General features: G+C 59.5%; 18 protein-coding genes, 6 pseudogenes and 1 riboswitch. Of the genes and pseudogenes, 1 reads left to right on the top strand and 23 read right to left on the bottom strand.

All coding sequences use genetic code 11. The features are described 5' to 3' along the window. Positions 1-58: 58 nt before the first annotated feature. The 18 genes and pseudogenes from ABIB00_RS31265 to ABIB00_RS31350 all read right to left on the bottom strand — a co-directional run. Positions 59-747 (bottom strand): annotated as a pseudogene (locus tag ABIB00_RS31265) (SDR family NAD(P)-dependent oxidoreductase); the annotation flags it as partial. Next, positions 644-952, bottom strand: coding sequence for a ferredoxin (locus ABIB00_RS31270; protein ID WP_354106994.1), 309 nt, complete (start codon positions 950-952; stop codon positions 644-646). The gene ABIB00_RS31270 and the pseudogene ABIB00_RS31265, both read right to left, overlap by 104 nt. Beyond that, positions 898-2,244, bottom strand: coding sequence for a cytochrome P450 (locus ABIB00_RS31275; RefSeq protein WP_354107023.1), 1,347 nt, complete (start codon positions 2,242-2,244; stop codon positions 898-900). The genes ABIB00_RS31270 and ABIB00_RS31275 overlap by 55 nt, the downstream gene beginning before the upstream one ends. A gap of 1,163 nt (positions 2,245-3,407) precedes the next feature. Next, a complete protein-coding gene (gene fdxB, locus ABIB00_RS31280) occupies positions 3,408-3,692 on the bottom strand; it encodes a ferredoxin III, nif-specific (RefSeq protein ID WP_354106995.1) in 285 nt (94 codons plus the stop codon). A gap of 2 nt (positions 3,693-3,694) precedes the next feature. Then, on the bottom strand, positions 3,695-3,910 hold the full coding sequence (locus tag ABIB00_RS31285) for a CCE_0567 family metalloprotein (RefSeq protein WP_354106996.1): 216 nt from the start codon (positions 3,908-3,910) through the stop codon (positions 3,695-3,697). A gap of 7 nt (positions 3,911-3,917) precedes the next feature. Next, entirely contained in the window at positions 3,918-4,388 is a 471-nt protein-coding gene (locus ABIB00_RS31290; protein WP_354106997.1) for a NifX-associated nitrogen fixation protein, read from the bottom strand. A gap of 10 nt (positions 4,389-4,398) precedes the next feature. Continuing rightward, positions 4,399-4,794 (bottom strand): nitrogen fixation protein NifX, encoded by a 396-nt coding sequence (gene nifX, locus ABIB00_RS31295; protein WP_354106998.1) that lies wholly within the window; start codon positions 4,792-4,794, stop codon positions 4,399-4,401. Positions 4,795-4,816: 22 nt separating this feature from the next. Further along, entirely contained in the window at positions 4,817-6,196 is a 1,380-nt protein-coding gene (gene nifN, locus ABIB00_RS31300) for a nitrogenase iron-molybdenum cofactor biosynthesis protein NifN (RefSeq protein ID WP_354106999.1), read from the bottom strand. Positions 6,197-6,205: 9 nt separating this feature from the next. Further along, positions 6,206-7,840 carry a nitrogenase iron-molybdenum cofactor biosynthesis protein NifE gene (nifE, locus tag ABIB00_RS31305; RefSeq protein ID WP_354107024.1) on the bottom strand — a complete coding sequence of 545 codons (1,635 nt, stop codon included), beginning with the start codon at positions 7,838-7,840 and terminating at the stop codon, positions 6,206-6,208. Between the two features lie 119 nt (positions 7,841-7,959). After that, positions 7,960-9,519: a nitrogenase molybdenum-iron protein subunit beta gene (nifK, locus tag ABIB00_RS31310; RefSeq protein WP_354107025.1), complete on the bottom strand. Its 1,560-nt coding sequence runs from the start codon at positions 9,517-9,519 to the stop codon at positions 7,960-7,962. A gap of 81 nt (positions 9,520-9,600) precedes the next feature. After that, complete coding sequence (nifD, locus tag ABIB00_RS31315; RefSeq protein ID WP_354107000.1) at positions 9,601-11,103, bottom strand: nitrogenase molybdenum-iron protein alpha chain; 1,503 nt, start codon at positions 11,101-11,103, stop codon at positions 9,601-9,603. Then, positions 11,100-11,393: a hypothetical protein gene (locus ABIB00_RS31320; protein WP_354107001.1), complete on the bottom strand. Its 294-nt coding sequence runs from the start codon at positions 11,391-11,393 to the stop codon at positions 11,100-11,102. The genes nifD and ABIB00_RS31320 overlap by 4 nt, the downstream gene beginning before the upstream one ends. Before the next feature lie 1,035 nt (positions 11,394-12,428). After that, positions 12,429-12,910 (bottom strand): annotated as a pseudogene (locus tag ABIB00_RS31325) (ISNCY-like element ISBva1 family transposase); the annotation flags it as partial. Between the two features lie 46 nt (positions 12,911-12,956). Then, positions 12,957-13,457 carry a hypothetical protein gene (locus ABIB00_RS31330; protein ID WP_354107002.1) on the bottom strand — a complete coding sequence of 167 codons (501 nt, stop codon included), beginning with the start codon at positions 13,455-13,457 and terminating at the stop codon, positions 12,957-12,959. A 1,402-nt stretch (positions 13,458-14,859) separates the two neighbouring features. Next, positions 14,860-15,730: pseudogene (locus ABIB00_RS31335) on the bottom strand (5-methyltetrahydropteroyltriglutamate--homocysteine S-methyltransferase); the annotation flags it as partial. A 97-nt stretch (positions 15,731-15,827) separates the two neighbouring features. Next, positions 15,828-16,023, bottom strand: a riboswitch (cobalamin riboswitch). Positions 16,024-16,200: 177 nt separating this feature from the next. Beyond that, entirely contained in the window at positions 16,201-16,368 is a 168-nt protein-coding gene (locus ABIB00_RS31340) for a hypothetical protein (protein WP_354107003.1), read from the bottom strand. Between the two features lie 740 nt (positions 16,369-17,108). Then, positions 17,109-17,312 carry a 4Fe-4S binding protein gene (locus ABIB00_RS31345; RefSeq protein ID WP_247822234.1) on the bottom strand — a complete coding sequence of 68 codons (204 nt, stop codon included), beginning with the start codon at positions 17,310-17,312 and terminating at the stop codon, positions 17,109-17,111. Positions 17,313-17,669: 357 nt separating this feature from the next. Then, positions 17,670-18,545: pseudogene (locus tag ABIB00_RS31350) on the bottom strand (IS110 family RNA-guided transposase); the annotation flags it as partial. A gap of 222 nt (positions 18,546-18,767) precedes the next feature. Here ABIB00_RS31350 and ABIB00_RS31355 point away from each other — a divergent pair. Then, positions 18,768-19,788 (top strand): annotated as a pseudogene (locus ABIB00_RS31355) (IS110 family RNA-guided transposase). A gap of 302 nt (positions 19,789-20,090) precedes the next feature. Here ABIB00_RS31355 and ABIB00_RS31360 read toward each other — a convergent pair. The 5 genes and pseudogenes from ABIB00_RS31360 to ABIB00_RS31380 form a co-directional block, all read right to left on the bottom strand. Next, positions 20,091-20,387, bottom strand: coding sequence for a hypothetical protein (locus ABIB00_RS31360; RefSeq protein ID WP_354107005.1), 297 nt, complete (start codon positions 20,385-20,387; stop codon positions 20,091-20,093). Between the two features lie 781 nt (positions 20,388-21,168). Then, positions 21,169-21,351 carry a hypothetical protein gene (locus tag ABIB00_RS31365; RefSeq protein WP_354107006.1) on the bottom strand — a complete coding sequence of 61 codons (183 nt, stop codon included), beginning with the start codon at positions 21,349-21,351 and terminating at the stop codon, positions 21,169-21,171. Positions 21,352-21,730: 379 nt separating this feature from the next. Continuing rightward, the gene (locus ABIB00_RS31370; RefSeq protein ID WP_354107007.1) at positions 21,731-23,266 is read right to left on the bottom strand and encodes an E2 ligase fold family C protein; all 1,536 of its coding nucleotides are present in this window, start codon (positions 23,264-23,266) and stop codon (positions 21,731-21,733) included. Between the two features lie 3 nt (positions 23,267-23,269). Next, positions 23,270-23,758 carry a Mov34/MPN/PAD-1 family protein gene (locus ABIB00_RS31375; RefSeq protein WP_354107008.1) on the bottom strand — a complete coding sequence of 163 codons (489 nt, stop codon included), beginning with the start codon at positions 23,756-23,758 and terminating at the stop codon, positions 23,270-23,272. Next, positions 23,755-24,198, bottom strand: a pseudogene (locus tag ABIB00_RS31380) (putative metal-binding protein); the annotation flags it as partial. The gene ABIB00_RS31375 and the pseudogene ABIB00_RS31380, both read right to left, overlap by 4 nt. Positions 24,199-24,298 lie beyond the last annotated feature (100 nt).

A 24,298-nucleotide genomic window follows, 5' to 3' on the forward strand; every position in this document is an offset into this window, starting at 1 on the left:
CCTCGGGGCGGCCGACGCGCGGCAGGAGCTCGTGCCGCCGCAGATGCCGTTGCATGCACTCGTCCAGCTTGGCGAGGAGACGCTCGGTCATGACGAGACCCGGCGTAATCGCGTTGCAGCGGATCTGCGCATCACCGTACTGGGTGGCGAACGAGGCCCAGAGCATTTTCATCGCCGCCTTCGAGGCGGCGTAGGACGTCTGCGCGGGGTCAGCGCTGAGCCCCTGGCACGACCACATGTTGACGATAGCGCCACCGCCGCGAGCGATATGGCCTGCGGGCAGCAGAGCAGCGTGTCGCGCAGATTGGTCGCCATGGTCTGATCCGAGACCGCCAGGTCCAGGTCGAGGATCGCGCAGTGGCGCGGGGTCAGATGCATGTCGCTCGCGTTGTTCACCAGCAGGTCAACCCCAGCGAAGTGCCGCTCCGCCGTCTCGAGCAGCGCTGCCACCGACTGCGCGTCCGCGATGTCCATGGCCACGGCCAGCCGCGTGGCCCGCTTCGGCCGCGATCTGCGTAGTGCAGGCGATGCCCGCGGAGCCATCAATGTGGGCCACCACCACTCTGCCGCCCTGGCGCGCGATGGCGAGGGCGCTTCCTTGCCGATGCCGGCGCCAGCGCCGGTTACCACGGCAACCTTGCCTTTAAACCGCGCCATCGTGTCCTCCTGGATTGCGTTGTTCTTTCGCGGCATGCCGCTCGGCCTTCCCCGGAGAAGGCGCAGGGTCGGCGCTGGCGCGCTCGTCATCGCCAACGTCGCTTTCGATGACCCGAATGGCGGCGACTGGGCATTGGCTGGCCGCGAGCCGCACGGCGGCGTGCAGCGCCTGCGGGACCGTCGCCACGCACACTTCGGCCACGCCGTCCGGTTCGCGCTGGCGAAAGGCGCCCGGCAGCGTCAGCACGCACTGCCCGCTGGTTGCGCACAGATCCTGGTCGACCACGACGCGCATCTCAGCTCCCCTTGCCCACGCAGCCGCACCGGCAGCGCGCGGAACGTCCTAAGGAACTCGGAGGGCTCCCGGGTCGGCGGCTCGGCCAATGCCAGCGTGGGGAAGCGCGCCTGGATCCGCGGCAGGCTCTCGGCCAACTGCACCCTGGCCAGTTGCGCACCGACGCAGAAGCGGATGCCGTGGCCGAAGCTCAGCATGATCTTTCCGTCCGTCGACATGCCGGGACTGGTGCCGTAGAACCGCGCGGGATCAAAGCGGTCGGGATCAGCGAAGGCGTCCGGGTCGCGATTGCCGGCCGCGATCAGCACGCGCACGTCCGCGTTCTTCGGGATCACCACGCCGCCCAATTCGATGTCGCGCTGGGCGATACGCATAGTGGTGCTGAACATGACGGGCGAATCGCGGCGCAGGACTTCTTCGACGAATGCCTGCACCCCCACGGCGTCTCCCTGAAGCCAGTGCCGCTGTTCGGGATACGCCAGCATCGCCAACACCGCATGGTCGATGGTCGCAGCAGTGGTTGAGAAGCCGCCCAGCAGCATGCCCCAAAGCATGCTGATCAACTCCGCATCCGACAGCGTGTCGGCATCGTTATCGTGTGCGCCGACCAGCATCGACACGATGTCGTGGCGGGGATCGGTGCGCTTACGCTGTATGAGGCCCCCGAAGTAGGCCTGCACCCTGGCGCTGGCCGCGTCCGCGGCGGCGAGCTGGGGGTCGCTGGCGTGCGGGCCCAGGCCTTTCAGAATGGGGTCGATGACGGCGGCGAGCCCGAACATGTCGTCCTGGGGCATGCCGAACAGTTCGGCCAAGACCAGCATGGGCAAGGCCAGCGCGAACTCCCGATGCAGGTCCACCGGCTCCCCGCGCTCCAGCGCGGGCGCCATGCGGTCCAGGCGCGCTGCGACGATGCGCGCGATGCTCGGCCGCAGGTTCTCGATCTGGCGCATGGTGAAATCGCGCGAGATCAGCCGGCGCAGACGCGTATGCGCCGGTGGGTCCTTCATCACTATTGTAGACGCCAGCAGATTGAGTGACCGGCTGGTCGCCGCACGCGGAAAATAGCGCGCCAGTTCGCCCGGCGCCGGTGCCCGAAAGGCATCGCCCGTGGCCTTGAGCGTCCAGTAAATATCGGCGTGGCGGCTCAATAGAAAGAGGCCCGACGCCGCGCGATGCACCGGATCGTGCTCGCGCAACCACCGCATAAACGGATACGGGTCGTGGGTGCGCGCTGGCGACGCCAGTTCGGCGAAGGCGTCCCGGCATGCTGCCGTGGTTTCTTGCACGTCCATCTTCCTTACCTGTTGGCTGGCTGATCCGACCGGCGCGCGCCAGGCGCTCGGGCTAACTGCTGAGAACATCGGGGCGATTTCGCCGAGGCCCCCTTCCCATAGAATGCTGTCTGATGCGGATTTGACATTTTGCTTTTCTTTCTTCGTTCCATCGATCGCGGTGTCATCCACGAAATGAAGGTCGGTCGGCGGCTCCCGGCTCGCAACGAAGGAGCTTCAAAACTCGTGCCAATTTGGCCGACCCAGCAGAAGGAAAGATCGTGATTGCTTTTCAGCGGATTAGCCTGAGGCCAGACAAAAGCTCGCGAACTAGGCCAGTGTCGCGGACCAACAAAGGCGACAGAACAGTGTCGGATAGTCGTCAGACGCCAGACTGGCGACACCTTCTTTATCAGTTCTCCTGAACGACGATTCCAGTTGCTGGAATATATGCGGCTTCTCGCAAGTGGACTGCTGTTGCAGGCAAGCCATAATGAGATCCGCGCACACGCGTTCCCAATGAGGGGTTGGGGCACGAGGCCCGCTTTTTTGCACGGGCCTTAGGTATGCTGATCCACTGTTTCGTCATTCGCGAACCTTGCAATCGAGCCAGAAGCGTCAGGCAAACGCGGGATCTCTGCCTTCGTCGCCACGCATCTGCTCGAAAGACAGTGCTCCAGATCGACTTCAGGTCCGTCGTCATGAACGGGACTGTTAGCATTCTTGCTCTTCGGGGGAGCGCTCCACGTCGATCTCGCAACATTGGTAAGCCGCGCCGTACCCCCAATCGAGCTTGCCACCTTCGCCACGATCACGTCGACGTTTATCCTTGGCTTTCTATTCTGGCAGCCCGCTGGTCGCCTTGGTTAGTCGCTGCCGCTGTCTTTGGCGCTGGTGTTTGGCGGCCTTATCAGCCTGACCGATCCGCTGGCGGTCATGGGTACGCTCAAAAAGGTAAAGGCACCTGAGTCTCGAGGTCGAGATGCAGGGCGAGTCACTCTTTCAACGACGGTGTCGGCATTGTCGTTTTCACGATCCTGCTGGCCTTCGCCGCCGGCGGTCCATGCGAGGTCGCGGCCCGATTCGGCAACTGCCGGCTTCACGCCATAACAGGTCGGATCTGGGAGTTCCCTACCAGCTTGTATCTGACAACTCACTCGTCGATCTCGTCGGAGAAAGCTGAATCAACCAGGTGGTGTGTGGGTCTGACAGTTTGTTGGGCACACCCGGGCGCAGGCGCTGCAGCCGATGCAAGCGCCTTCGTCCTTCAGCACCATGACCTTCTTTTCGAGCTCATCGTCGTCCTCGTCGAGATCGATGATCTCGCCACCCTCGCTTAGCCCCTTCAGCGTCATGACCTCACGGCCGCAGACCTTGTAGCAGCGGCCGCAGCCGATACACTTGTTGGGATCGATAGAAACCAGGTAGTCCGGCCTCCAATTGCGACCGTCGCGGGTCCTGAATGACATGGCTAACCGTCCGCTATGTTTCTTTTGTCCAGCGCCTCGAGATATTGGCGCTTGCTTTCGAGCTCGCTGAAGGCAGCGTGGGCCTTCTGGGCCACGCTCAGGATCGACGACCAGTTGACCGGCAGCTCCTCGGAGAGATCGTGGAGGTCCATCTTGGCCTCGGTCGCCTTGGCCGCCAGCTTCTTTATTTCCGCTTTCAGAGTTTCGATATCGCTCACACTTGCCTCAACAACTCGCCAGTTCCGGGAACTTACGGATCATCTCAACGCCACTGTTGACGAATTTGTCGCCTTGATTGGCGAGATCAGAGAGATGGTCGAAACCAAAGCGATGCACGTCGCGCAGCTGCTTGCTCACGACAACGAGCCGGCCGCCGATCAGCACGATCCGACCGAACCCTTCGTGATGCATCTTCAGCATTGGCGAGATCATCACACCGGTGGCCGTCTCGATCGAGAGCGCAACGGCGTCGAAGAACAGCTCCAGCCGCCATGTCGTGTCCGGGTCGGGATTGCCGACGATCGGCAGCGCACGCCGCTTGCGCTTGTCGAGAACGTAGGGTTCGAGCAGCTCGAGATCCTTTTTGCCGTCCCAGGCGCCGTGGGTGTCCTGGGCGCGCCAGATCTTGATGAGCTCTTTCAGAAATGGCCCTTCCGCCGCGGCGGCGGGTGGAGTGACTTCAGACGGATCGGCCATCTTTGTTCCTTCAGGCTTCGAAATCCACCGGACGTTCCCGGCTTTTGGTGAGCAGCTTCCGCAGCCAGGGCGGCGGCGACCCCTTCAGCACGGTTTCGAGTTTGACGCAAAGGTCGTGGATGGGCTCTGGCTGCAGCACCTTCATCGGATGGATGTTCCTGGCGACGACTCGCGCAGCACCCGAGGCGCCAATCGCCGCAACATAGAGGATTGCGCACTCCCTGATCGCCTCGACCTTCGGCGCGAGCTTATCCTCATTGCCGTCTTCGGTGAGGTCACCGTCAAACTGGATCGCCTCAATAAACCGATGCCCGTCCGGGACGACCTCGTAGATCGCAATGTTCTTGGCCCAGCCGAAGTGGGCATCGACGTGCTTCAAATCCTGAGTGGCGAATGCAACTTTCATCCGGGTTGTTTTCTTTCCCTGCTCAATGCAACTGGGGCTGGACCTGCGGGCCGCCGCAGGTTGATCGCCAGGTGTCGGGCGTCGGCCCATGGTTGGCTTCGCGGTCAGTGATGATCAGATTGGCGATGTCAAAGATCAGATCGCGCGTGCCGCGATAGCCAACGATCGTGAGGTGCGCAGCCCCAACGCGATCGAACATAGGAAAGCCTACCCGGAAGAACGGGACATTGAGTCGCGAAGCGGCCTGGCGACCATGTGAATGCGACATCAAGAGGTCGCAGTCACGCGACCTGGCAAGCTCTTCAAGGTCCTCCAGATCGCCGATCAGGACGTCCTCGGTCCTGACCCGCTGGAGCACCGGTGAGTTCGTCGTCGTCACCGCAGCACTTACCTGTGCGCCCATCTCGTGGAGCAAGCTGGAGAGATCGAATAACAAGTCCGGCTCGGCGCCGATCGCGAGCTTGCGTCCGCCGATATGGAAATGTGCATCCAGCATGGCGTCTGCCAGCTGTCCACGCTGCCGGCGATATTTCCAGGGCACCGACCGGCCGCTGATCTGGCTCAGGAAGGCGATGAATTCGTCATTTGGGATAAGGCCACAGAGCCGCTCGAACAGGCGGAACGGCGTGCCTGTCCGCACCTGCATGGCCTCGGCCGCACGGCGCATTTGCGCACCGATCGCGATCGTCCAGGCCACCTGCCCCATGGTCGCAATCTCGTCCACTCCAATGCCCCCGATCGTGGTGGGCGTGAATTCGTCGGGGATGTGACCGTCCAGCGAACCGGCGACGTCCGGCAGGAACGAGGGCTTGAGGCCAAAATCCTCAAAAATCGTGCGAAGCTCGTCGAGATCGCCGGGCGTGAGGTGGCATCCAGGTAGCACGTTGACGCGGGAGATATCGCGCGGTCTCGCTGTGTCGACGGGAGCCACAAGCATCTCGATCATCCGCGCCACTGTCTTGCTCCAGCCATCCTGAATGGCATCCTTGAAGTCCGGGGTCGAGACGTAGACAAGGGGGAGCTTTTCGAGCTTCGGATGCTTCTGTCGGATCAACCGGATGAATGCTTCGACATCATCGCCGTTGGTCTCGGTGACGCCAGTTGAATTGATACCAATGATCTCGGGCTCGACGCGATTGTAGATGTTGAGGATCGCCTGTTCGAGATTCTCGTGGCCACCGAGCACGGTGGCAACCTCGCTCATGGCGGTCGTCTGCATCGGCACGGCTTCATTGAAATGGCGCACGAACAGCGTTAGCCCGAAGGAGGTGCAACCTTGCGGGCCGTGCAAAAGCGGCATCGCGCCGCGCAGGCCCAGGAACGCAAATGAGCCGCCGATCGGCTGGCTCATTTTGAGCGGATTGACCGAACAGGCTTTCTTCGAGGTAGTAACGATCGCCATGTCGTTCCCCTACTCCGCCGCCTGCAGCGCCGGCGGCTGCAGATCGGAACGAATGTCCTTACAAGCAAGGCACTGTGCAGTGGAATTGGTGCACGGCTTGGCGAGGTTCAGGCCATGCGCCGCAATCGCGCTCTCGCCACCGCTGGCCTCAGTTTCATTGGAGAGACTTATCGTATTGACGCCGTTCTTGCTCGCGTCTCGAACTGGATCAGCGGCTTGCGCATACATCTGCGCAACCGGCCTTGCCTGACGGTTTCGGTCGAACTCATCCCATGGGGCGGCTTGGCGGAGCTGATCCCATATCGGATTGTAGAGCGCTTTCTCGATCTCCTCCATGAGCTTGACAATCCCGATATAGCCCATATAGGCGTGGCAGCGCTCCTGGTTGATATCGAGCCACGGCATCGCCGCCTTTAGTGCGACGAATTGCGACTTGCCGCCGGAGAGCATGATGTCGGCTTTTGCGTCCTTTAGCATCTTGTAGATCTCGCGAGGCGACATGTCCTCGATCATGTGGGCGTGCTGGCCCATTAATTCCTTGATACGTTCCTTGTCCTTCTTGGTCGATTTCTTCACGGACGTGCCGACGATCTCGAGCCCGGCCTCTTGCAAAGCGGCCACCATCGACCAGGATTTCACGCCACCGGTGATGAGAACAACCCTCTTGGCGGCAAAGCGTGGCTTGAAACGTTCAATCGCAGCCCAGGCTTTGATCTCTTCGCGTGCGATCAGGGCTTCTGTGCGTTCCATCAGCTCAGCCGGCGCGCCGCGTTCGATCAGCATGCGCGCGATCTGGCGTAGTGAATCGCTGGAATCCTCAATACCGTAGAACGAGCCTTCAAAAAACGGGATGCCGTAACGATGCCTCATCTTGCGTGCGACGTTGATCATTGCCTTTGAGCAGACCATCATCGCGGCTTTGGCTCGGTGCGAATAAGCCACCTCGCGATACTTGCCGTCCCCCGAGATGCACGACAGGATCCGGATTCCGAGCTCATCGAGCAGCGGCTTGACCTGCCAGAGCTCGCCGGAGAGGTTGTATTCGCCGATGATGTTGATGTCATACGCAGTGGTGTAATCGGGCTCTCTGGTACCGATGACGTGCTCCAGCAGTGCTTCGCCTGCGAGCTTGTTGCCAAGGTTTTTCGACCCCACAAATCCCGGGGCATTGATGGGAATGACCGGTTTGCCAAGTTTGGCGGAGGCTGCCTTGCAGACCGCATCGATGTCGTCACCGATCATTGCGGGCACGCATGTTTGGTAGACGAAGATGGCCTGCGGGTCGTATTTCTCTGTGATCTCCTTGACTGCCCTGTACAGCCGCTTCTCGCCGCCGAACACGATGTCGGTCTCGCTCATGTCCGTGGTGAAGCTTCTGCGCCACAGATCGGAGCCGGAGGAGGCGGAACCGCGATTGTCCCAAGAATTGCCCTCACAGGCGATTGGACCATGCACAAGATGGGCGACGTCGGTGAAGGGCTGCAGTGCGACTTTGGCACCATCGAAGGCACACCCACCGGCGACGCCGCCCGGCTTCAGCTGCTTGGTGCATCCATTCTTGCGCTCGACGTTCGACTTGCTCGCGTTCCTGGCGCAGCCCGGTTCGTTAAAGACGTCCTGTATGGTCGTGGGAAGCGAAGTCATGGTGTCTCTTTCGGGGATGTCAAGACATCCGCACAGAGCAGGAGGATGGGCCGGCGGATAACCTGTGATCCCCGCCACAGCGCCGCTGTTCCTGCGGACGATGAGGCGGGGCGCTCGCCTTAGCGTATGATGTCGAAGCTGTAGTCTGTCTTACCAACCGAGCTGGTTTTTCTATCGATCTCATCAAAGATCTTGTCGAGAATCTTGACCAGCACATTCATGCTACCCTGATAGCCCCACACTGGATAACGATGGTGATGATGGCGATCGAAGATGGGAAACCCGATGCGGATTAGCGGCGTTCTAGTGTCACGTTCGAGATACTTGCCGTAGGTGTTACCGATCAGGAAATCGACTGGTTCTGTGAATAGGAGCGAACGCATGTGCCAGAGATCCTTGCCCGGGAAGGCGCGGCAGTTTTTACCGAACGGCGAGCTCGCGAACAACGCCTGCATCTTCTGCTCCCAGGCCTTACTCCCGTTGGTCGAGAGCACGTGCCTTGGCTCAGCGCCAAGCTCCAGCAAGAATGCGGCCAGGCCATAGCAGAGGTCGGGATCGCCGTAGATCGCGAACTTCTTGCCGTGAACGTGCGCGCTAGAGTCAGCCATTGCGTCTACCAGACGCCCGCGCTCCCGCTCCAGCGCATTTGGAATTGCCTTGTTGGTGATACGCGACAGCGTCATCAGGAAATCGTCTGTAGCGCTGACACCCAGCGGGTGATTGAAGGCGACGACCTCCTGGTCGTGCCCCTTGATGAAGGGCAACGTCTTCTCCGTACAATATTGCTGCATGGAAATGGTTGCCTTCGCATGGACTGCGTTCGCGGCATCCTCTAGTGTGGTGCCGCCATCATACATGCGGAACTCGCCGTCGGTGGGGGTATCGAACACATCACTGTTATCCGCGAGGATCGTGTAGCCGATCCCCATCAGCTCGAAGATGCGCTTTATCTCACGGATGTTTCCGACAGTGTAGCCGTCGAAGCCACCGATGAAGTTGATCCAGTTGTTCGCTTTGCGCTGGAGTTTAGGCGCCGTGCCGGCTTTGCCATCCCAGAAATGCTCGAGGATACCCTTGAGCGTGTTGTCGTAGCCCGTAATGTGGCTACCGACGAATGCAGGAGTGTGAGCGAATGGTACGTCGTAGTCCGCGGGGACTGAACCTTTTTCCTTTGATGTTTTGATGAAGGCGTTGAGGTCGTCGCCAATGACTTCCGCCATGCAGGTCGTGGCGACCGCGATCATCTTCGGCTTGTACATGTTGTAGCTGTTGGCAAGCCCGTCGGTCAGGTTGTTGAGCCCCCCGAACACAGCCGCGTCTTCCGTCATGGACGAGGAGACGCACGAGGTCGGCTCCTTGAAGTGCCGCGACAAATGGCTGCGATAATACGCGACGCAACCCTGGGAGCCGTGGACGAACGGCAGTGTGCGCTCGAACCCAAGCGCGGCGAACACCGCACCTAGCGGCTGGCAAGCCTTCGCCGGATTAACGGTTAGCGCCTCGCGGGCGAAGTTCTTCTCGCGATATTCGGGCGTCTTGGACCATTCTCTGATACGGTCGACTTCGGCGGGATCATGCGGATTCTCAAATAGCGCCTTCTTGTTGGCCAGCATCCGCTGGTATTCGTCTCCCCGGAAAAGCTCAGAGTGGTCGAGGATGTGTTCGGCGTTCTGTGTCATCATGGCACTCTTCAGGTTCTTGTGTTCGTTCTCCTGCCCTTCCCCTCCTCTGTGGAAGAAAGGGCCCGGGCGTCGGCTTTCCTATTCCGCCGCCATGAGGCTCGGCCGCGGAGCGTCCTTCCAAGGTGCGGTGGTCTTCCCCCAGATCGGGGAGTTGATTGCCATGTCCATGTCTCGGGCGAAGATCGCGAAGCCGTCGTAGCCGTGGTAAGGACCCGAGTAGTCCCAGGAATGCATTTGGCGGAACGGCACGCCCATTTTTTGGAAGACGTATTTTTCCTTGATACCGGAGCCAACGAGGTCGGGCCGGATCTTTTCTACGAAGCGCTCGAATTCGTAGCCGGTGACATCGTCGTAGATCAGCGTGCCGTCCTTGACGTAGTGCTGGGCGGTGCGCTGATAGTCGTCGTTGTGACCGAACTCATAGCCTGTGCCGACAACATCCATGCCGAGGTCCTCATAGGCGCCGATGACGTGGCGAGGACGTAGGCCGCCGACGAACAGCATTACGGTCTTGCCATCGAGCCGCGGCCGGTATTTCGCCGTGACCGCATCGACCAGCGGCTGATATTTCGCAATGACGCGCTCGGCGCCCTCCTTGATCTTATCATCGAAGAAGCTTGCAATTTTGCGCAGCGACTCCGCGATTTTGGAAGGCCCGAAGAAGTTGTACTCGCACCAGGGAATCCCGAATTTTTCCTCCATGTGCCGTGAGATGTAGTTCATCGAGCGATAGCAATGCAATATGTTGAGCTTCGCTTTCGGCGTCGCCTCCAATTCAGCGAGAGATCCATCCCCGGACCACTGGGCGATGACGCGCAGGCCCATTTCTTCGAGCAGGATCCGTGACGACCAGGCGTCGCCGCCGATGTTGTAGTCGCCGATGATGGCAACGTCATACGGGGTCGGCTCAAATTTAGAGCTGTCTTCTGGGGCGCTCTTGTCGAAGATCCAATCTCGAACGGCGTCGTTCGCGATGTGATGGCCGAGCGATTGCGACACGCCACGAAAACCCTCGCACCGCACAGGCACGATGGTCTTGCCGCCATATTCCTTTGACTTTTCTCTGGAGACTGCCTCGATATCGTCACCGATCAAGCCAATCGGACATTCGGACTGAATGGTGATGCCCCTGTTGAGAGGAAACAGCTCCTGCAGCTCGTCGATGAGTTTGGTGACCTTTTTATCGCCGCCGAACACGATATCCTTTTCCTGGAAATCGGAAGTGAACTGCAGTGTTACGAACGTGTCGATGCCGGTCGTGCCGACGTAGTAGTTGCGCCGCGAGCCCCATGAGTACTGACCACAGCCGACCGGACCATGGCTAATGTGGATCATGTCCTTGATCGGCCCCCAGACGACGCCCTTGGAGCCCGCGTAGGCGCAGCCGCGGATGGTCATTACGCCCGGAATGGACTTGATATTCGACTTGACGCCACAATCCGACTTCCCCGCCTCGTGAACACTCAGATGCTTGGCGCGCCTTTTGGCGGTCTTCTCTGGGTAGACCTTCAACACCTCATCGATTAGCTGCTTGTTGCGCGCCTTGATCTCTGCGACGCTTTCGGTAGTTGCTCGGCTCATACAAATTTCCTTTCGATTGTCGTCTCAAATGAAGATGCGGCGCTTTTCCGGTAGACCGACGGATTTCCGATCCGGCGTTGAGGTGTAAAGCGTGCAATCTCCCTGGCCAGTCCTACCGAACGCAACTTCGCGGGCTTCTGGATCATGCCGCAGCGGTCGATCAGGATGTTGCAGCTCATCTCAGCTAAGCGCTCGCGACCGCCATGTGTGAGGCTGTTGGTTTGTCGACGGAAACGCTGACCAAGACGCGTCTCGGTGATGTCATGCCTGCCCTCCAGCGATTGGGTCATTATCGGCTTCTTTACTCGCTCACGTGCCATCAGGGGCCCGCCTGCCCCTCTGCATGTCGATGCAAAGGGCTAACAGCCGCCTGTTGCGCAGGGGTTTGCAACGAGTGTGCCAGCGCTGGTTGAACACAAAAACCCACGTCTGTAGAGCTAGATAGCTGGTAGGATGCGGATTGTTATAAACCTGACCCTGCGTGGCACCGACAGCCGTACCCGCTAACGCCCTGTCTGAAACAAAACAATCGCTTGCGCTCTCCGCCAGCGAGATAGCTAGAGTCTTCCCGCGCGCCGACGTCACTCCGGTGCGCAGCTTTGCTTGGCGCACGCATCGAGCGACCGCAAACACGATCGGTTCGAGAGAGTCCAGTGCACGTAGATGCGCCGATGGTGTTTGCGATCGATACTGAGCAAGTGATGATGAGCGCTGCAGCACCTCTTCCGGATGACTAAGAGAACTCAGTTGTCAACAGAACGCTTTGTTTCACCTACACGCGATCTTTCGCTTCGCTCGTCATTCCACTTGATCTCGTGGAGACGCGCTCTAATGTGGCGACACGCGATCTCGTGGAAAGCATTGGGGCTGATCGATTCTCAAGCCGCGATAGCCTTAAAGGCGCAAGCTCGTGGCCCTTGCTCATTCGGGGTAAAGAGGTCGGCGTTCTACAACGGCCTCGTCCGTGTCATTCGGCAGTCCAGTTGCAGCTCGCTTCAGCATCTCGGTAAGGCCCGCCGCGACGCAATTCGGCGCTTCGATCCGGCGCGCGTCAACTTTTTTCTATCGCCGCTTGCGGGAGCGTGACGCGGTGAGCCGACGCCGGCACGCGGCACCGAGTGCAGGGACAACGAGGCCCGTCTGATGATGAGCGCGAGGCATCAGCGCGGGCTGAGGGCCCGTGGATAGCCCACTTTTATCTACTTCCCGGCGCGAAATTGATGCTTGTTTGGCCAACGGCATAAACCAAAACAACCCCCGCCGGGTGGACGGCGGGGTCTGAAGCGAGCATGATGGGTGCGACGTCTACGGAGCGGCTCGGCTGCTCATCGTTCGGCCGATGTTGCCGAGGTTGAGATCACACCGAGGGTGACCCAGCGCTGCATTCCGGCGTCATCCTTCTATCAGCACTGATTGAGGCCGTTTCGCCGCTTAACCACGCTGATGCGTCCATGGCGTGTGCCATTTTTGGCCATCGCGGAACCAGCGCTTCTTCTGTTCGCGCTTGCGCTCCGCGCCTTTTGCTCGGTCGATTGGGGATGCATACCCCCCAATGCTCTCGCAGCGGCCTCGTTCCTGGCAGAGTAGAATCCCGCGTCAGTCGCCACCAGCCGCGGCACGCCCCGTGGTGGGTTGCGGTGGCCGGGATCAACAGATCGCCATTGGGCCGCCGGAAATAGACTTAGTCGACAATCTTGCAGCTTGATCATTTTGCCGAACTCATTGGGCTTGCCGGCTTGTCCTTACGGATGATCTCGGTCGACGGCTCGAACACGCTGAGAACCTTATCTTCCACATGAGTGCCGCCGTATATTTCTGCGCTTGCGGAAATAAAGCGTAAGACACCAGTCACTTCAAAAAAGAGATTCTGGCCAATCTGTGAACTCCAATTCGAAGCTACGTAGGCCAGTAAGTTTGGTGGTGAATTTAAGGGTCTTCCCTGAAAGGGTTGCCAATGAGCCAGATGCGAACTTGAATACTGTCGTGCCGGAAGTTGCGACCGCAATGCCTTGCTCGCCTTCCATGCTAGAGAAGCCAGTCGCCTCGGAGAGTTGCCCAATTGCAACTCCCTCCAGCGCGCGGTGAAATTCCAGGGACGCTAGGTACGTTCCTTTATCAGCAGCCCACTCGCTGACCGACACTGCTGTAATCCCCGCGTCACTCGAGAGACCATCCGCGATCCGGCAGCCATATTGAACCGTGAGAATGACCCGCTCGTTCCGAACTCCGACCGGCTCTCTATCGGCGGCAGTGATCGTGCACGCGTACCGCCTTGTGTCCGCAACCGCGCTCGCGCTTAGCCCGAGCAGATCGAGAGCGGAAGATAATGCAAAAGCGATAACGGCTCTTCTCATTAGGCTACACCTAGTCTGGAGTATTGTTCCCCTGCTCTGTACAATCTGACGCTACGGCCGATTCAAGCTTCTTCGATCGCTCTGTCGGATGAAAGCTACTCATGGTGACCGCGGTTTCGCAGAAACGGCGCAATCGGTGTCCCCCTCCACCCGTGGTCCTGGATGGGCGGCCCGAACGGTTTCATTATCGGCGCTCAGGGTGCGCCGCGGGCCAGCACATCGGTGAACCAAGGCTGCATTTCAGCTCGGCGGCGACCATGACGGGCGCGGCGGCCTTCGGCGACGGAGCCTACGTTTCTGACGCAGGCGCATGCGTTCTATGAGCCGACGCCATTTTGCGCGCCAATGACCCGCCGCAAAGGTCGCCAATTTTGCTTGACAGTGTCAATGTAAAAGGAAACGTGGTCGCTAGGAGCCGTTCAAAGGCAGATTGCCGCTCAAGCAGGCGATCTTCGAGAACCTTACGCTCGAGATCACTTAGCTCGCTTTTAAGCCTTCTTCGACAGCGCCAAATGTCATTCCGCACGTATCTGATCTCATTCAATCGATCGTCAATCGAAGCCATCACGGACACCATATCTCACTTGAACCAGCCATGGACAACTGTTCAATCACGTCCTTCCCTGGGTAAGACGCCGATGAGATCTCACGACCTCGCCATCTGCGGACATGATGTAAAGCTCTCCTACCAACATGTCCTCTTGTACCGAAGTCTTTCAACGCAAGAGCACGAACTGACCATTGCTCTGCAGAAGTTCAGCGATTTTTGCGATCAGCGCGCAGGATTTCAAAAGCTGCCACTCGGCCGTGAGTGGGTCGAAATGGTTATCTTATCCCAAACCACACGCGGCCAGATATGTCAGGCCGGCACTTAAGCTGGTGTCGAATGGGAGTATCCCAGTAAATCGGACGGTCGTACCGTCAAACTCTGCGTAACAGATTTGAGATCGGCAATTGCCATGCCAGCGAACCCAGATAAGCCATGTTCAGGTTTCGGCGCTCGTCTGTTACAAACGAGCGGGATTTCGGCGGCGGCGCAAAGAGCCGGCCCGGATATGAGCTCGGAGAGCCTTGAGTCGGCAGGGCGAGGCGAAATCGTGAGCGATGCGCACCGCCGGGCGCCTCGGCTCAGTGTCTCGCCGTAGACTAGCGTAGATCTTTTTACCGCCGTCCCACGTGTGGCCGGCAAGCTGGCAATTAGATCTCATCACAAAACTTTCTGTGCGATGATGTCTAGCCGGGACCGGCGCTTGTCGCATCTATGACAGTGTATGTATTCATCAAACCAAGACATCCGACGTTGTTCGGTAGCCCGGACTCGTTTTGTGACTAAATCAGCAGCTTGCATGTCAGGTGCAACTGGCATGGGGTTTCTATTGTCCAGCGGCACCGTGAGCGCCGCTTTGGCGACAATTGCGTCCAACTGGTCGGGTGCCCGAACCAGATCGACATGAAGCCCGGCAACGGGCAAGGCCAAGGGTTGTTTCAAGATTGTCGCCGATAGCTCCGAAACATGTGGCCAGCATGATTTTAAGGGCAGGCACAACCTTTGCGAAATGAGCATAGGCCCGGCGGACAGCCGCCCGAGATGCTTCGTCGACGTCCGTCACCAGGCATGGCTCGTCGAGCTGAACCCATTCAGCACCGCGCGAGGCTAGTTCGCGGAGAACATCGACATAGACTGGGAGGAGCCGATCGAGCAGCGACAGTGGATTGAATTCGGGATTAACGCTGTTGCCGAGCTTCAGGAAAGTGACTGGGCCAACTAGGACGGGCGCGTTTGGTAGCCGAGGCTTTTTTGCCTCCTCATATTCCTCGGTGGGCTTTCGAGAGGAATACTTAAAGATCTGATCCCGGTGAAATTCCGGCACCATGTAGTGGTAGTTGGTATCGAACCACTTCGCCATTTCCTGTGCGGCTACGCCAAACCCATGCTGAGCGTGACCACCGTCCTGAGCGCCACGCGCCATGGTGACGTAGGTCTTGAGCGACACAGGACCTTCGGTCCAGCCGTAGACGTCGGGAATGGCGCCGACCATTACGCTGGTATCGAGCACATGGTCGTAAAACGAGAAGTCATTCGACGGAATGACGGTCGCACCGCGGGATTTCTGCTGTGCCCAATTAGCGACACGAAGTCCACTCCCCGCCTCGAGGAGCTCGGCTTCGCTGGAGTCTCCCGCCCAGTAGCTCTCGAGCGCGAATTTGAGTTCGCGTCGTGGGCCGATGCGTGACATCCCCAGTGTGGCAACGGGAAGCGAAAGAAAAGACATAGCTCAGACCCCATGATTGGGGCAAAGGTCATGGCGGACGCATGCAGCGAATATCGCGTGAGCGACAGCTGCTTGCGCACACCGGGACACCCCCCGTGGACGATATATTGTCGAGGCAGGTCTCCTGGCTCGCGGGTCGTCGCTGCTGTCCGGCCTTCCCGAAGCCGCATGGCTTCAGTGACTTCGCTGGACAGCGGCTCGCCGCTTACGCGGGGGCAGCGCCGGCATTGCACCGGCTTCCCTCTTAGCTCCGGATCAAACGAAATCCGAAGACCACGACGGCTGGCATTAGGCGCACGAGGATCGATCCGTCAACCTACTAAGTGTTGCCGCGATATTGACCAAGAGATTGCGAGCTGCACCAGGTAGGGCACAACGGTCTTACTCCCGGCCTGGTAAAAACGCGTGGATCTTTGGAGCCTCCGTTGTGAATGCGTCCGCTCAACACCCTCTTGGCGTAGTCGGATGAGCTAACGCGAGCAGAACGAACGCGCTGGGCGGTCCGACATCTGCGTGATCGCGACAAACCTGGTCTTTTCCGTCAGCACCTTCTCGAACTCGCCCTTGAGGAAGTTGCGATCGTCCTCGGCCGGCATCCGCTTGATCACAGCGCCATGAGGCTCCTTAGGAATTGCCAAGGCCGGATTGCTCCAGGATCGAACGGATGATCAGGTCGGACTGCCTGTGTTCGACAGACCCAGCGACGAGCCGCGAGCTCGATCGCTCCGTAGCGTTGCTCAAGATGATCTCCTCGGTGCGCTAAGCACTTACGTCCTGAGCAACTTTGGCGCGCGCCTTCGTTGTTTCCGTCGCCGCTGGCGAGTAGTGCAGCCTGGACCTTGGCCTGCGCGACATCGCAGGAACAGTTCCGGACGTCAGGATGCACCCTGACTTGCGAAACTGGAGTAAGCGGCGGGAGAGCGGGCGGCGGGGATCCTGTTATGACCCTACGCTCCATGCACTTGTGCATGGTGAGCGTGGGACCGGCTGCCGAGCTTCTCGTACGTCTTCAGGATCTCCGGACCGATCTCTCGCGCGTGCAGACCGTCTCTTCGGCTTCGAAGTGACGTGGCTTTAGATATCCTGCGAGCCAATCTTGGGATATTCGACACCCGTCCACCTCGCCTCGCCTCGTCAGCCAGCGACAATAAGTCTGAACGCGGCGACCTGGAGCATCGAGGCGGCCTTGTCCTTATTCGAGACAATTTGACGGCGTCCTCTAGAGCCATTCGAGGGTTTCTCGGAGTCATCAGCGCCTCAAGCTCATGACTATGTTGATCGACCTCGATGCGCCCCACGCGGACGGCGGCCTCCTCAAGCTCGACATCTACTACTTCGTTCGCGAATCGAGCGGTGAAGCCTTCTGGACGCGGGCTGCTTATGTTGTCTTAGACGGGACACAGGTGTCAGGCACCGGACAGACCACCGCGCATCGCGGCGTGTCGGAATGGCCCTCGCACTCTGTACACTTTTTTGCATCGATAACGTAAATGTCGCGCTTGAGGCTGATCGCCGCGTTGGGACACTCGAACTCACATGCCCCACAAACAGTGCATTGCGAAGCGACGATCTTGTAAGTCATGCCTTCCGACTCCTTAGTAGCGATGCCATTGGCGATCCCTTTCAAATGCCGTGCCAAGGACAGGCGCGCTCAATGATGGGCAATTTGCCCAATTGTGCTGTCCCGGGACTGAGACCATGTTGCATCTGCGACAGCAACGGGCCACTTCAATTTCAAGCCATACGAGCACTCGGGCCCTACTCCGATAGCCAGTCGCGACTCGGCCGCTGCGAGCTTCGGTCGGTTTGTCTGGCATGGCAGCGCGGGGCCAAGCGACGCTCGACGATTCCGAAACCGGCGGCGCGACTAAAAGCCCCGTGCCGACGCACGTCTGCGCCCGATCTCGGCAAACCTCCGGTCACCAGCCCTGACTGGAGGCTTTGTCCAAGCCGCGCTCGCGGCTGCAACGTTAACTCCGCGGATTGACTCGCTGGAGGCTTGCCAAAACGGCTTTGTGCTACAATGACCTTCATCGACTTCTCCGGATTGGTAGCGGCGCGTTGTCAGGCCGATCCAGGCGCCAACAGATCGGGATTTCCTGAAGTTGTCCGGCCTCTCAATGGCTGTTGTGAAGGCGGTTGCGGTGATCGCACCGATGCCGGGAATGGACATAAGGATGCGGCAAGCCTTACTCTGGCGCGCGTCCTGGACCAACTGGCGTCCGAGTTCGGCGGCGCGGATGCGAATGCCACGCCAGGCTTCCAGCATCGGAAGCACGATCGATGCAAGTCCGTCCTGATCGGCAAGAAGGCTCCGGACGTTCTTCTCGAAGGTGCTTCCCTTTCCGGCAGAAACGACCAGACCGAAGGTTTTCATGACGCCGCGGATCTGGTTGGAAAGCTCGGTAGTGATTCGGACCAGCCGCGTCCGCGCTGCGACAAGCGTGCGGGTCAGCATGCTGTCGAATCCCTTCACACGCACCTCACGAAAGAAGCCGACTTCCGCGAGTTGCGCCAGGCCATCGGCGTCGTTTGCGTCCGTCTTATTCGCCGCCATATCGAGCGCCGCTTTAGCATGGCGCGCATCGATGCAGATCGCCGGCAAGCCTTCGGCGCGCAGAGAATGATAGAACCACACCGACAGCGGTCCGGTCTCGAATACGACGCGTTTCACGGATGGCGCCCGCTTGCGGATGAGCTCGGCTATGATTCTAGGATCAGATGCGCACTTGCCGCGCCAGATCCGTTCACCTGCTCGGCGGATCGAGACTGACGTCTCTTTCATCGACACGTCGAGACCGATATATTCTTCCATGGCTGTTCTCCATTCGATGCTTGGGCCCGGTGTCCGGTCGTGAGCCCGTATTTCCATCCTATCGGGGAACAGCCACCAGCTTCCATTGTCGATTGACCCGGCTTGAGGGGCGACTCGCTCCCGCGATTACCCCATGTGGACGGCTCCTCCACGGGCACGAGAGTGCCAAGGAGTGGGCGCCGTTTAAGGCTCCCACGATTCGGAGGAGCAGCCTATGCAGCAATTTCAACGATTGGTCTGGATATCGCGAAGTCGGTCTTTCAAGTGCATGGCGTCGATGCAGCCGGCCAGGTGGTCATGCGCCGTCAGCTCAAGCGCCGTTTCGTGCTATCCTTCTTTGAGAAGTTGCCGCCGTGCCTCGTGGGGATCGAGGCTTGCGCGTCCTCGCATTATTGGTCGCGCGAGCTGCAGGCGTTGGGGCATACGGTGCGATTGATGCCTCCGGCCTATGTGAAGCCCTACGTTAAGCGGCAGAAGAACGACAGCACCGACGCGGAGGCTATTTGCGAGGCGGTCACAAGGCCCAACATGCGGTTCGTGCCGACCAAGACCATCGAACAACAGAGCTGTCTGATGCTTCATCGCGTGCGCCATCTCTTCATTCGCCAGCAGACTGCCGTCATCAACTCGATCCGCTCATATCTGGCCGAGTTCGGGATTGTTGCCCCCGTCGGGCGCAGGGGTGTCGAACAGCTGTTAGAAGTCGTCGCCGATCCAGCCGACCGCCGAGTTCCGGAGGTGGCCCGCGCGTGTCTTGCGGCTCTCGGCGGCCAGTTGCGGGCACTGAAGGCTCAAATCCTGGAGTTCGATAGGCGCATTATTGCCTGGCATCGATCAAACGCGACGAGCAAGCGACTGGATGCGATCCCTGGCGTCGGTCCAGCACTGGCAACGGCGCTAGTCGCGAGCGTTGCCGATGCCAAGACCTTCCGATCGGGGCGGGACTTCTCGGCTTGGGTTGGGCTCGTGCCGAAGCAGAACTCGAGTGGGGCAAGGACAAGCTTGGCCGGATCAGCAAGCAAGGCGATCGCTATTTACGCAGCCTATTCACAGCGGGCGCACTCGCCGTGATCCGCTATGCCAAGATCCGTGGCACAAGCCATCGGCCTTGGCTCACTGCGTTGTTGGCACGGCGCCCTACCAGGTCGCAGCCATCGCACTCGCCAATAAGCTCGCCAGGATGGCATGGGCGATGATGGCCAGGAACGAACCCTACAAGGAACCCGCCGCTCTTACGGCGTGAACGAGATCATAGCCGGTCATCCGGGTGTGACGTAACGGTTGGAAGGGCGAACAGCACTAATGCAGCGCCGGTCGATCCGGCGATCAGGACAACCCACATGGGCCAGAGCATCTTCGAATGCGTGCTTTTGATCGGGACCTGATCCGCGGAGGGCATTATGGCCAGCGGTCATGAGTACCGCACAAGAAGGCCGAACACATGGCTGCTCCGACCAACGCCGCAAGTGAAGATTCTCCTTGCCAACCCGGAGCCGTCCACACATGGCCCGAGATGCTGGGTGACGGATGCACGGGCGCGTCCAATCACCCCCTACGTCGAGTCAGCTTATGGTCGTCGCCCATCCAGATCGTGATGCTACTCGGCGCATCGACCGGTTGCGTGCCGTCGCGTTCGCCGGCTCTCAACGAAGGACCCAGCTCGCACCCTCCTGGATCACGACTGAGTACCAAACCTGCATCGAGCAGCTGCGGATCGGGTCTCACCAGCTTCGTGGTGCTCACGCCCGCATTCGGATCAACTGCCATCCCGTAGTCTCGTTCAAGCAGCTCTCGCAGACGCTCGATGCGAGCGAACCGGAATGGATGGACCGGTTTGATCATCTGGCCAAGGCCCTCGGGTCGAATGTGAAAATGACGAGCGGGCGACGGGTGACGTTCATGCGTCGAGCTGTCGGTTCTCCGCCGAATGCCAGTCCGCGCCGTGGAGGCGGATCATCTCCCGACGGGACCACTCGATGAAGATGCGCTCAACGCAAAAGCCGGCTGTCACTGAAGCCGCCAGCGCAAGGCCGCAGACCATATAGTCATTCATGAAATTCCAAAACATGTTGCAGCCGGCAATTCGACAAAAGTAAGTGCCATGACCGTTTGCGAAATGCCTTAACCATGTTGCCCCCGAGTCAGTCGGCGAGGGACTTTACCATTGCAATCGTGACGATTAGCAGCGCTTGAGCCTTGTGACGCGCCGTCTTTCTGCTCGATCAGCTTGGGTCCGGTCGCGCTGTCGACGGCCGTGGGTTCCCCATTGCCCGGCGCAGCTCATCCATCGAGCCCGGCGTCGGCGCGATCCACCTGGGCGTGTCGCTCGATGACCGCCTCTATCACTTCCAGCCTGGCTTATTCCGGGTGGCGACAGCACAAGCGAGAACCGGCGTCCTCACTGGCACAAAAGCTTGCCAAGTTTCGGATCGCTCTTCCCACTTATTAAGAGGGTACCTTGGGAAACCCTCTCCTGAGTGCCTCCGAGGAGCTCCGCAGGTCTTGCGCCAGGCATCGGAGCCGGATGCCGAGACGCAACTCGGCTCGGTTTCACGAGGGGGCGATGCGGCGGAGCCGGACGCGCGCAAGCGGAAGAACTCCGCAAAGGCTTAGGTCGGAGGACCTAGATTTCCTCGCGCGCATTTGTCTGCGCGTCATAGATCCTGATCTGAAGCGTGGGAAAACGCTTCTTTAGTTCTTCGGCACCTGACCCAGGCGCCGTTCTGGTGGCAAATCCCGCTTTGCGTCGGCCGCCCGCTTCAAGCGCGTAACCGGAGGTCGCCAATTCAGGGGTGGCTGCAACCATTTCGTTCCCATTGTGCAGTGAGGTGATTGGGAATGACAGGGTAGCGTGAGTCACCCAAACCGCGCCAGAGCGGCCTGCCCAAGTGCGGTCAGTCAACGTTGTGGTTTGGCGCCTCGCTGGGATCGCATCGAGGATGAGCATTTGCATCGTCTGAACATGCCGACGGCCTTCCACTTGAGCGGATGCATACCCGATAGAGATATTGCCGACGTAGCTGCCCTTCCAGTATGCCAAGCCAGCACGCTTAGCATCGTGATATCTGCCCTTCGAATATGGGCCAATCAAGCGCGTGCCCGTTGCGCGCGAACGATTCCCCAACATGCCTGCCCGCGACCGTGCGGCCAGACATCTCAATGCAATCGAGACGTAAAAGTTGGGCTCAGTTTGCGCGCGACACCTCGTACTTCCGCCGGTACGCTGCCAAAAAGTCTTGATCCGCACAGATGCAGCGCCCCGATGCATCTTTCGCCTTCGGATCATGAAGAAACTCCGCGAGTGGCCGGAGCAGATTAATCCGGGTGCTCGTAGTTGGTGTGTTCAGCAGCCCCGAAGCGTGCTTTATGAGATCTGCCGCCAACATTATGCCAGCTAAAGCCGACTGAAACGACATGGGCACGACAGCTCTAACAGGCTGCGCTCCGTCCGTCAGGCGCATAACCATTCCGCCGCAGATTGCCCGCTGATGAAAGGATCGGAGGGGCTGGCCGACGAACTCCTGAAGGGATTCAAAAGGAACGTCGCAGGCTTTCGCAACGCGCTCGACGAAACCCGCGTCCACCGGCCTGTGCGTTTGTAGAAGCACCCGGATCTCCTGTTTTGCCTCCGGCAACTTAAGCTCCTCAGCTATCCTCTCGTCCTCGTCCTTTATCTTTCCGTAAGGCAAGTAAAGGCAGGCCAAACATGCGCGACGGTCATCGAAGCCGTGGCGCGACACGCCGAGATCAGTCTCCTGCGTCCAGGCGTTAACAATCCACTTCGGCAACGCTCCTTGCACGGCAATGCGGTCCGGCGCGTTGTCAAGTGCAACAGCGACCCTTTCGAACGTCCAATTGTTGCGCTCCTTCACATAGGAGTCCCATTTGGCAAAATGCGTCGACACTTCCAGCGTGGTGTCCGCGAGCGCGGCGCGTACGACGTCCACTTTTGGCGACCCAACATGACATTGGCCGGCTAACACGTAGCGCTGCAGATTCGAAAGATCGACTTCCTCATGGTCTACCAGACGAAGCGATCCCTTCAGACCCACCGCGCGAGCCAAGGCCCAAATGGCGCCATGCCCTATCGCGCCCAGTCCGACGAGGTGGGTCTCGCCGATATCCGTTCCCTCCAAGCCCGGACCAGAATCACCCGCGCTGTGGCCGTAGGTGAGCATGGATAGGTCGATAAGTTCATCGGCCGCGCCGCGCTGCAACTGTTCGGCAAACACGGACCGAAAGACATTGGCTGCAGCGAAGCACGCAGCAGCTCCTGCACCGAACGGGTTCATCGAAGTCCCGGAGCCAACCGGACTGCGGTTCGAAAGTTTGGCCCTCCATGCGTCAGAGCCGACGAAGAAAGTCGGACACCTAATGCGCGATGGGCTGCTTCCAACAACCACGGCGACTGTGATGGCCTTCCTGGCCTTAGCAAGCTCAATCTCCGGATTGATGGCTTTCGCCAGAGCCTCCAGGGCGGTAACGTGATCCTTTGCCATTGCATCTAGCGGTCGCAGCGCAATCGTCGGATAGAGACGCGACAACAGCCTGATGATCATATCTAGGCTGGCCCTGCCTTCCGGCGACTGCACGGCTGCGCCGTCGAAAGTCAGGCCGATCACCTGAGCAGCAAGCTTGTCCTCGAAGGCCGAAACTTTGAAGTTGATCAGTACCCGTGACGCCGCAGACGCCGCTCGGTCCATGAAGTTGGCCATGGCCATCGTTCAATCCTCGATCGAAATCATCAGCGCGGCTTCGCCGGCGGTCAGGGCGCGCCATACTCCGCGCCCGTCAAGCCGATAGGACGCTATGTTCCCAAGATCGAACGGCGCCCGCGCGAAGTTCGGCACGACGAACGACAGGCATCCTACTGTGGTGGCGATCGCGTACTCGTCGTCAGTGCTGGAATGATACGCTTGGCCGGGATGACTGTGAATCTGGGCAATGAGCGCAAGCTTCTCCGTGTATAGCCAGACATTGATGCGATGCAGCTCTTCTGGGCCGGTCACGACGCAGACGCCGTCGCCCGTGCGGATGTGGCGCTGGGCAGGAATAAGGGTCTTGAACACCTGAAAGTGATGGCCCGCCTGCCGCCCTACCCAGAGGCCGAGACCTTCGTGTCCATCGCGTCCTACCTTCCGCAAATGGGTGTGGAGCTCATCCACGCAGTTGCGCGGGACGGATAGCGCCGTCACGTCGGCGATTCTGATCATTCCGGTATCGCCGCCAGCGAGAGAGCCATGTTGATTGCGGGCGCCTGCGCCAGCATCTGATAATGCGCGAGCGGGTTCACCCCGTAGGCCCATATCTTTTCCAGAATGAACGCCAAGGATCCTTCTCCACAGTTCCGATGCAGAAGCCATGAATCACCTGTATGTGCCGGATTGTCGTGGTATTCGCGCACGCCGGGCAGGCAGATAAACGGCTGATCCTCGAGATTATCGGCCTGAATCATCTGCGATGCCTGGGCCGTACCCTGCTGCGCCATTATTGCGAACGCCTGTGGGCTCAGCCCCCCGGGGCGGCGAAGCATCTGAATCAACAGGGACTTGGCCGGGATCGGTTCTCGCGTAAAAGGGTCTACGAATGTGACGGAAGGGGGATGAAGATCGTAGTTGGTGAAGTCCAGCACGACCGCAGCGACAATTGGAGATGGCCTGACCTGCCCCTGCCGATTTCCTCCGGTTGAAGTTAGAGTCCGGCCTTCTGAAGGACGGACAGATGAAGCGAGCCAGGTTTACGGAAGAACAGAT

The organism is Bradyrhizobium sp. LB14.3 (assembly GCF_040547985.1).
Classification (GTDB): Bacteria; Pseudomonadota; Alphaproteobacteria; order Rhizobiales; family Xanthobacteraceae; genus Bradyrhizobium.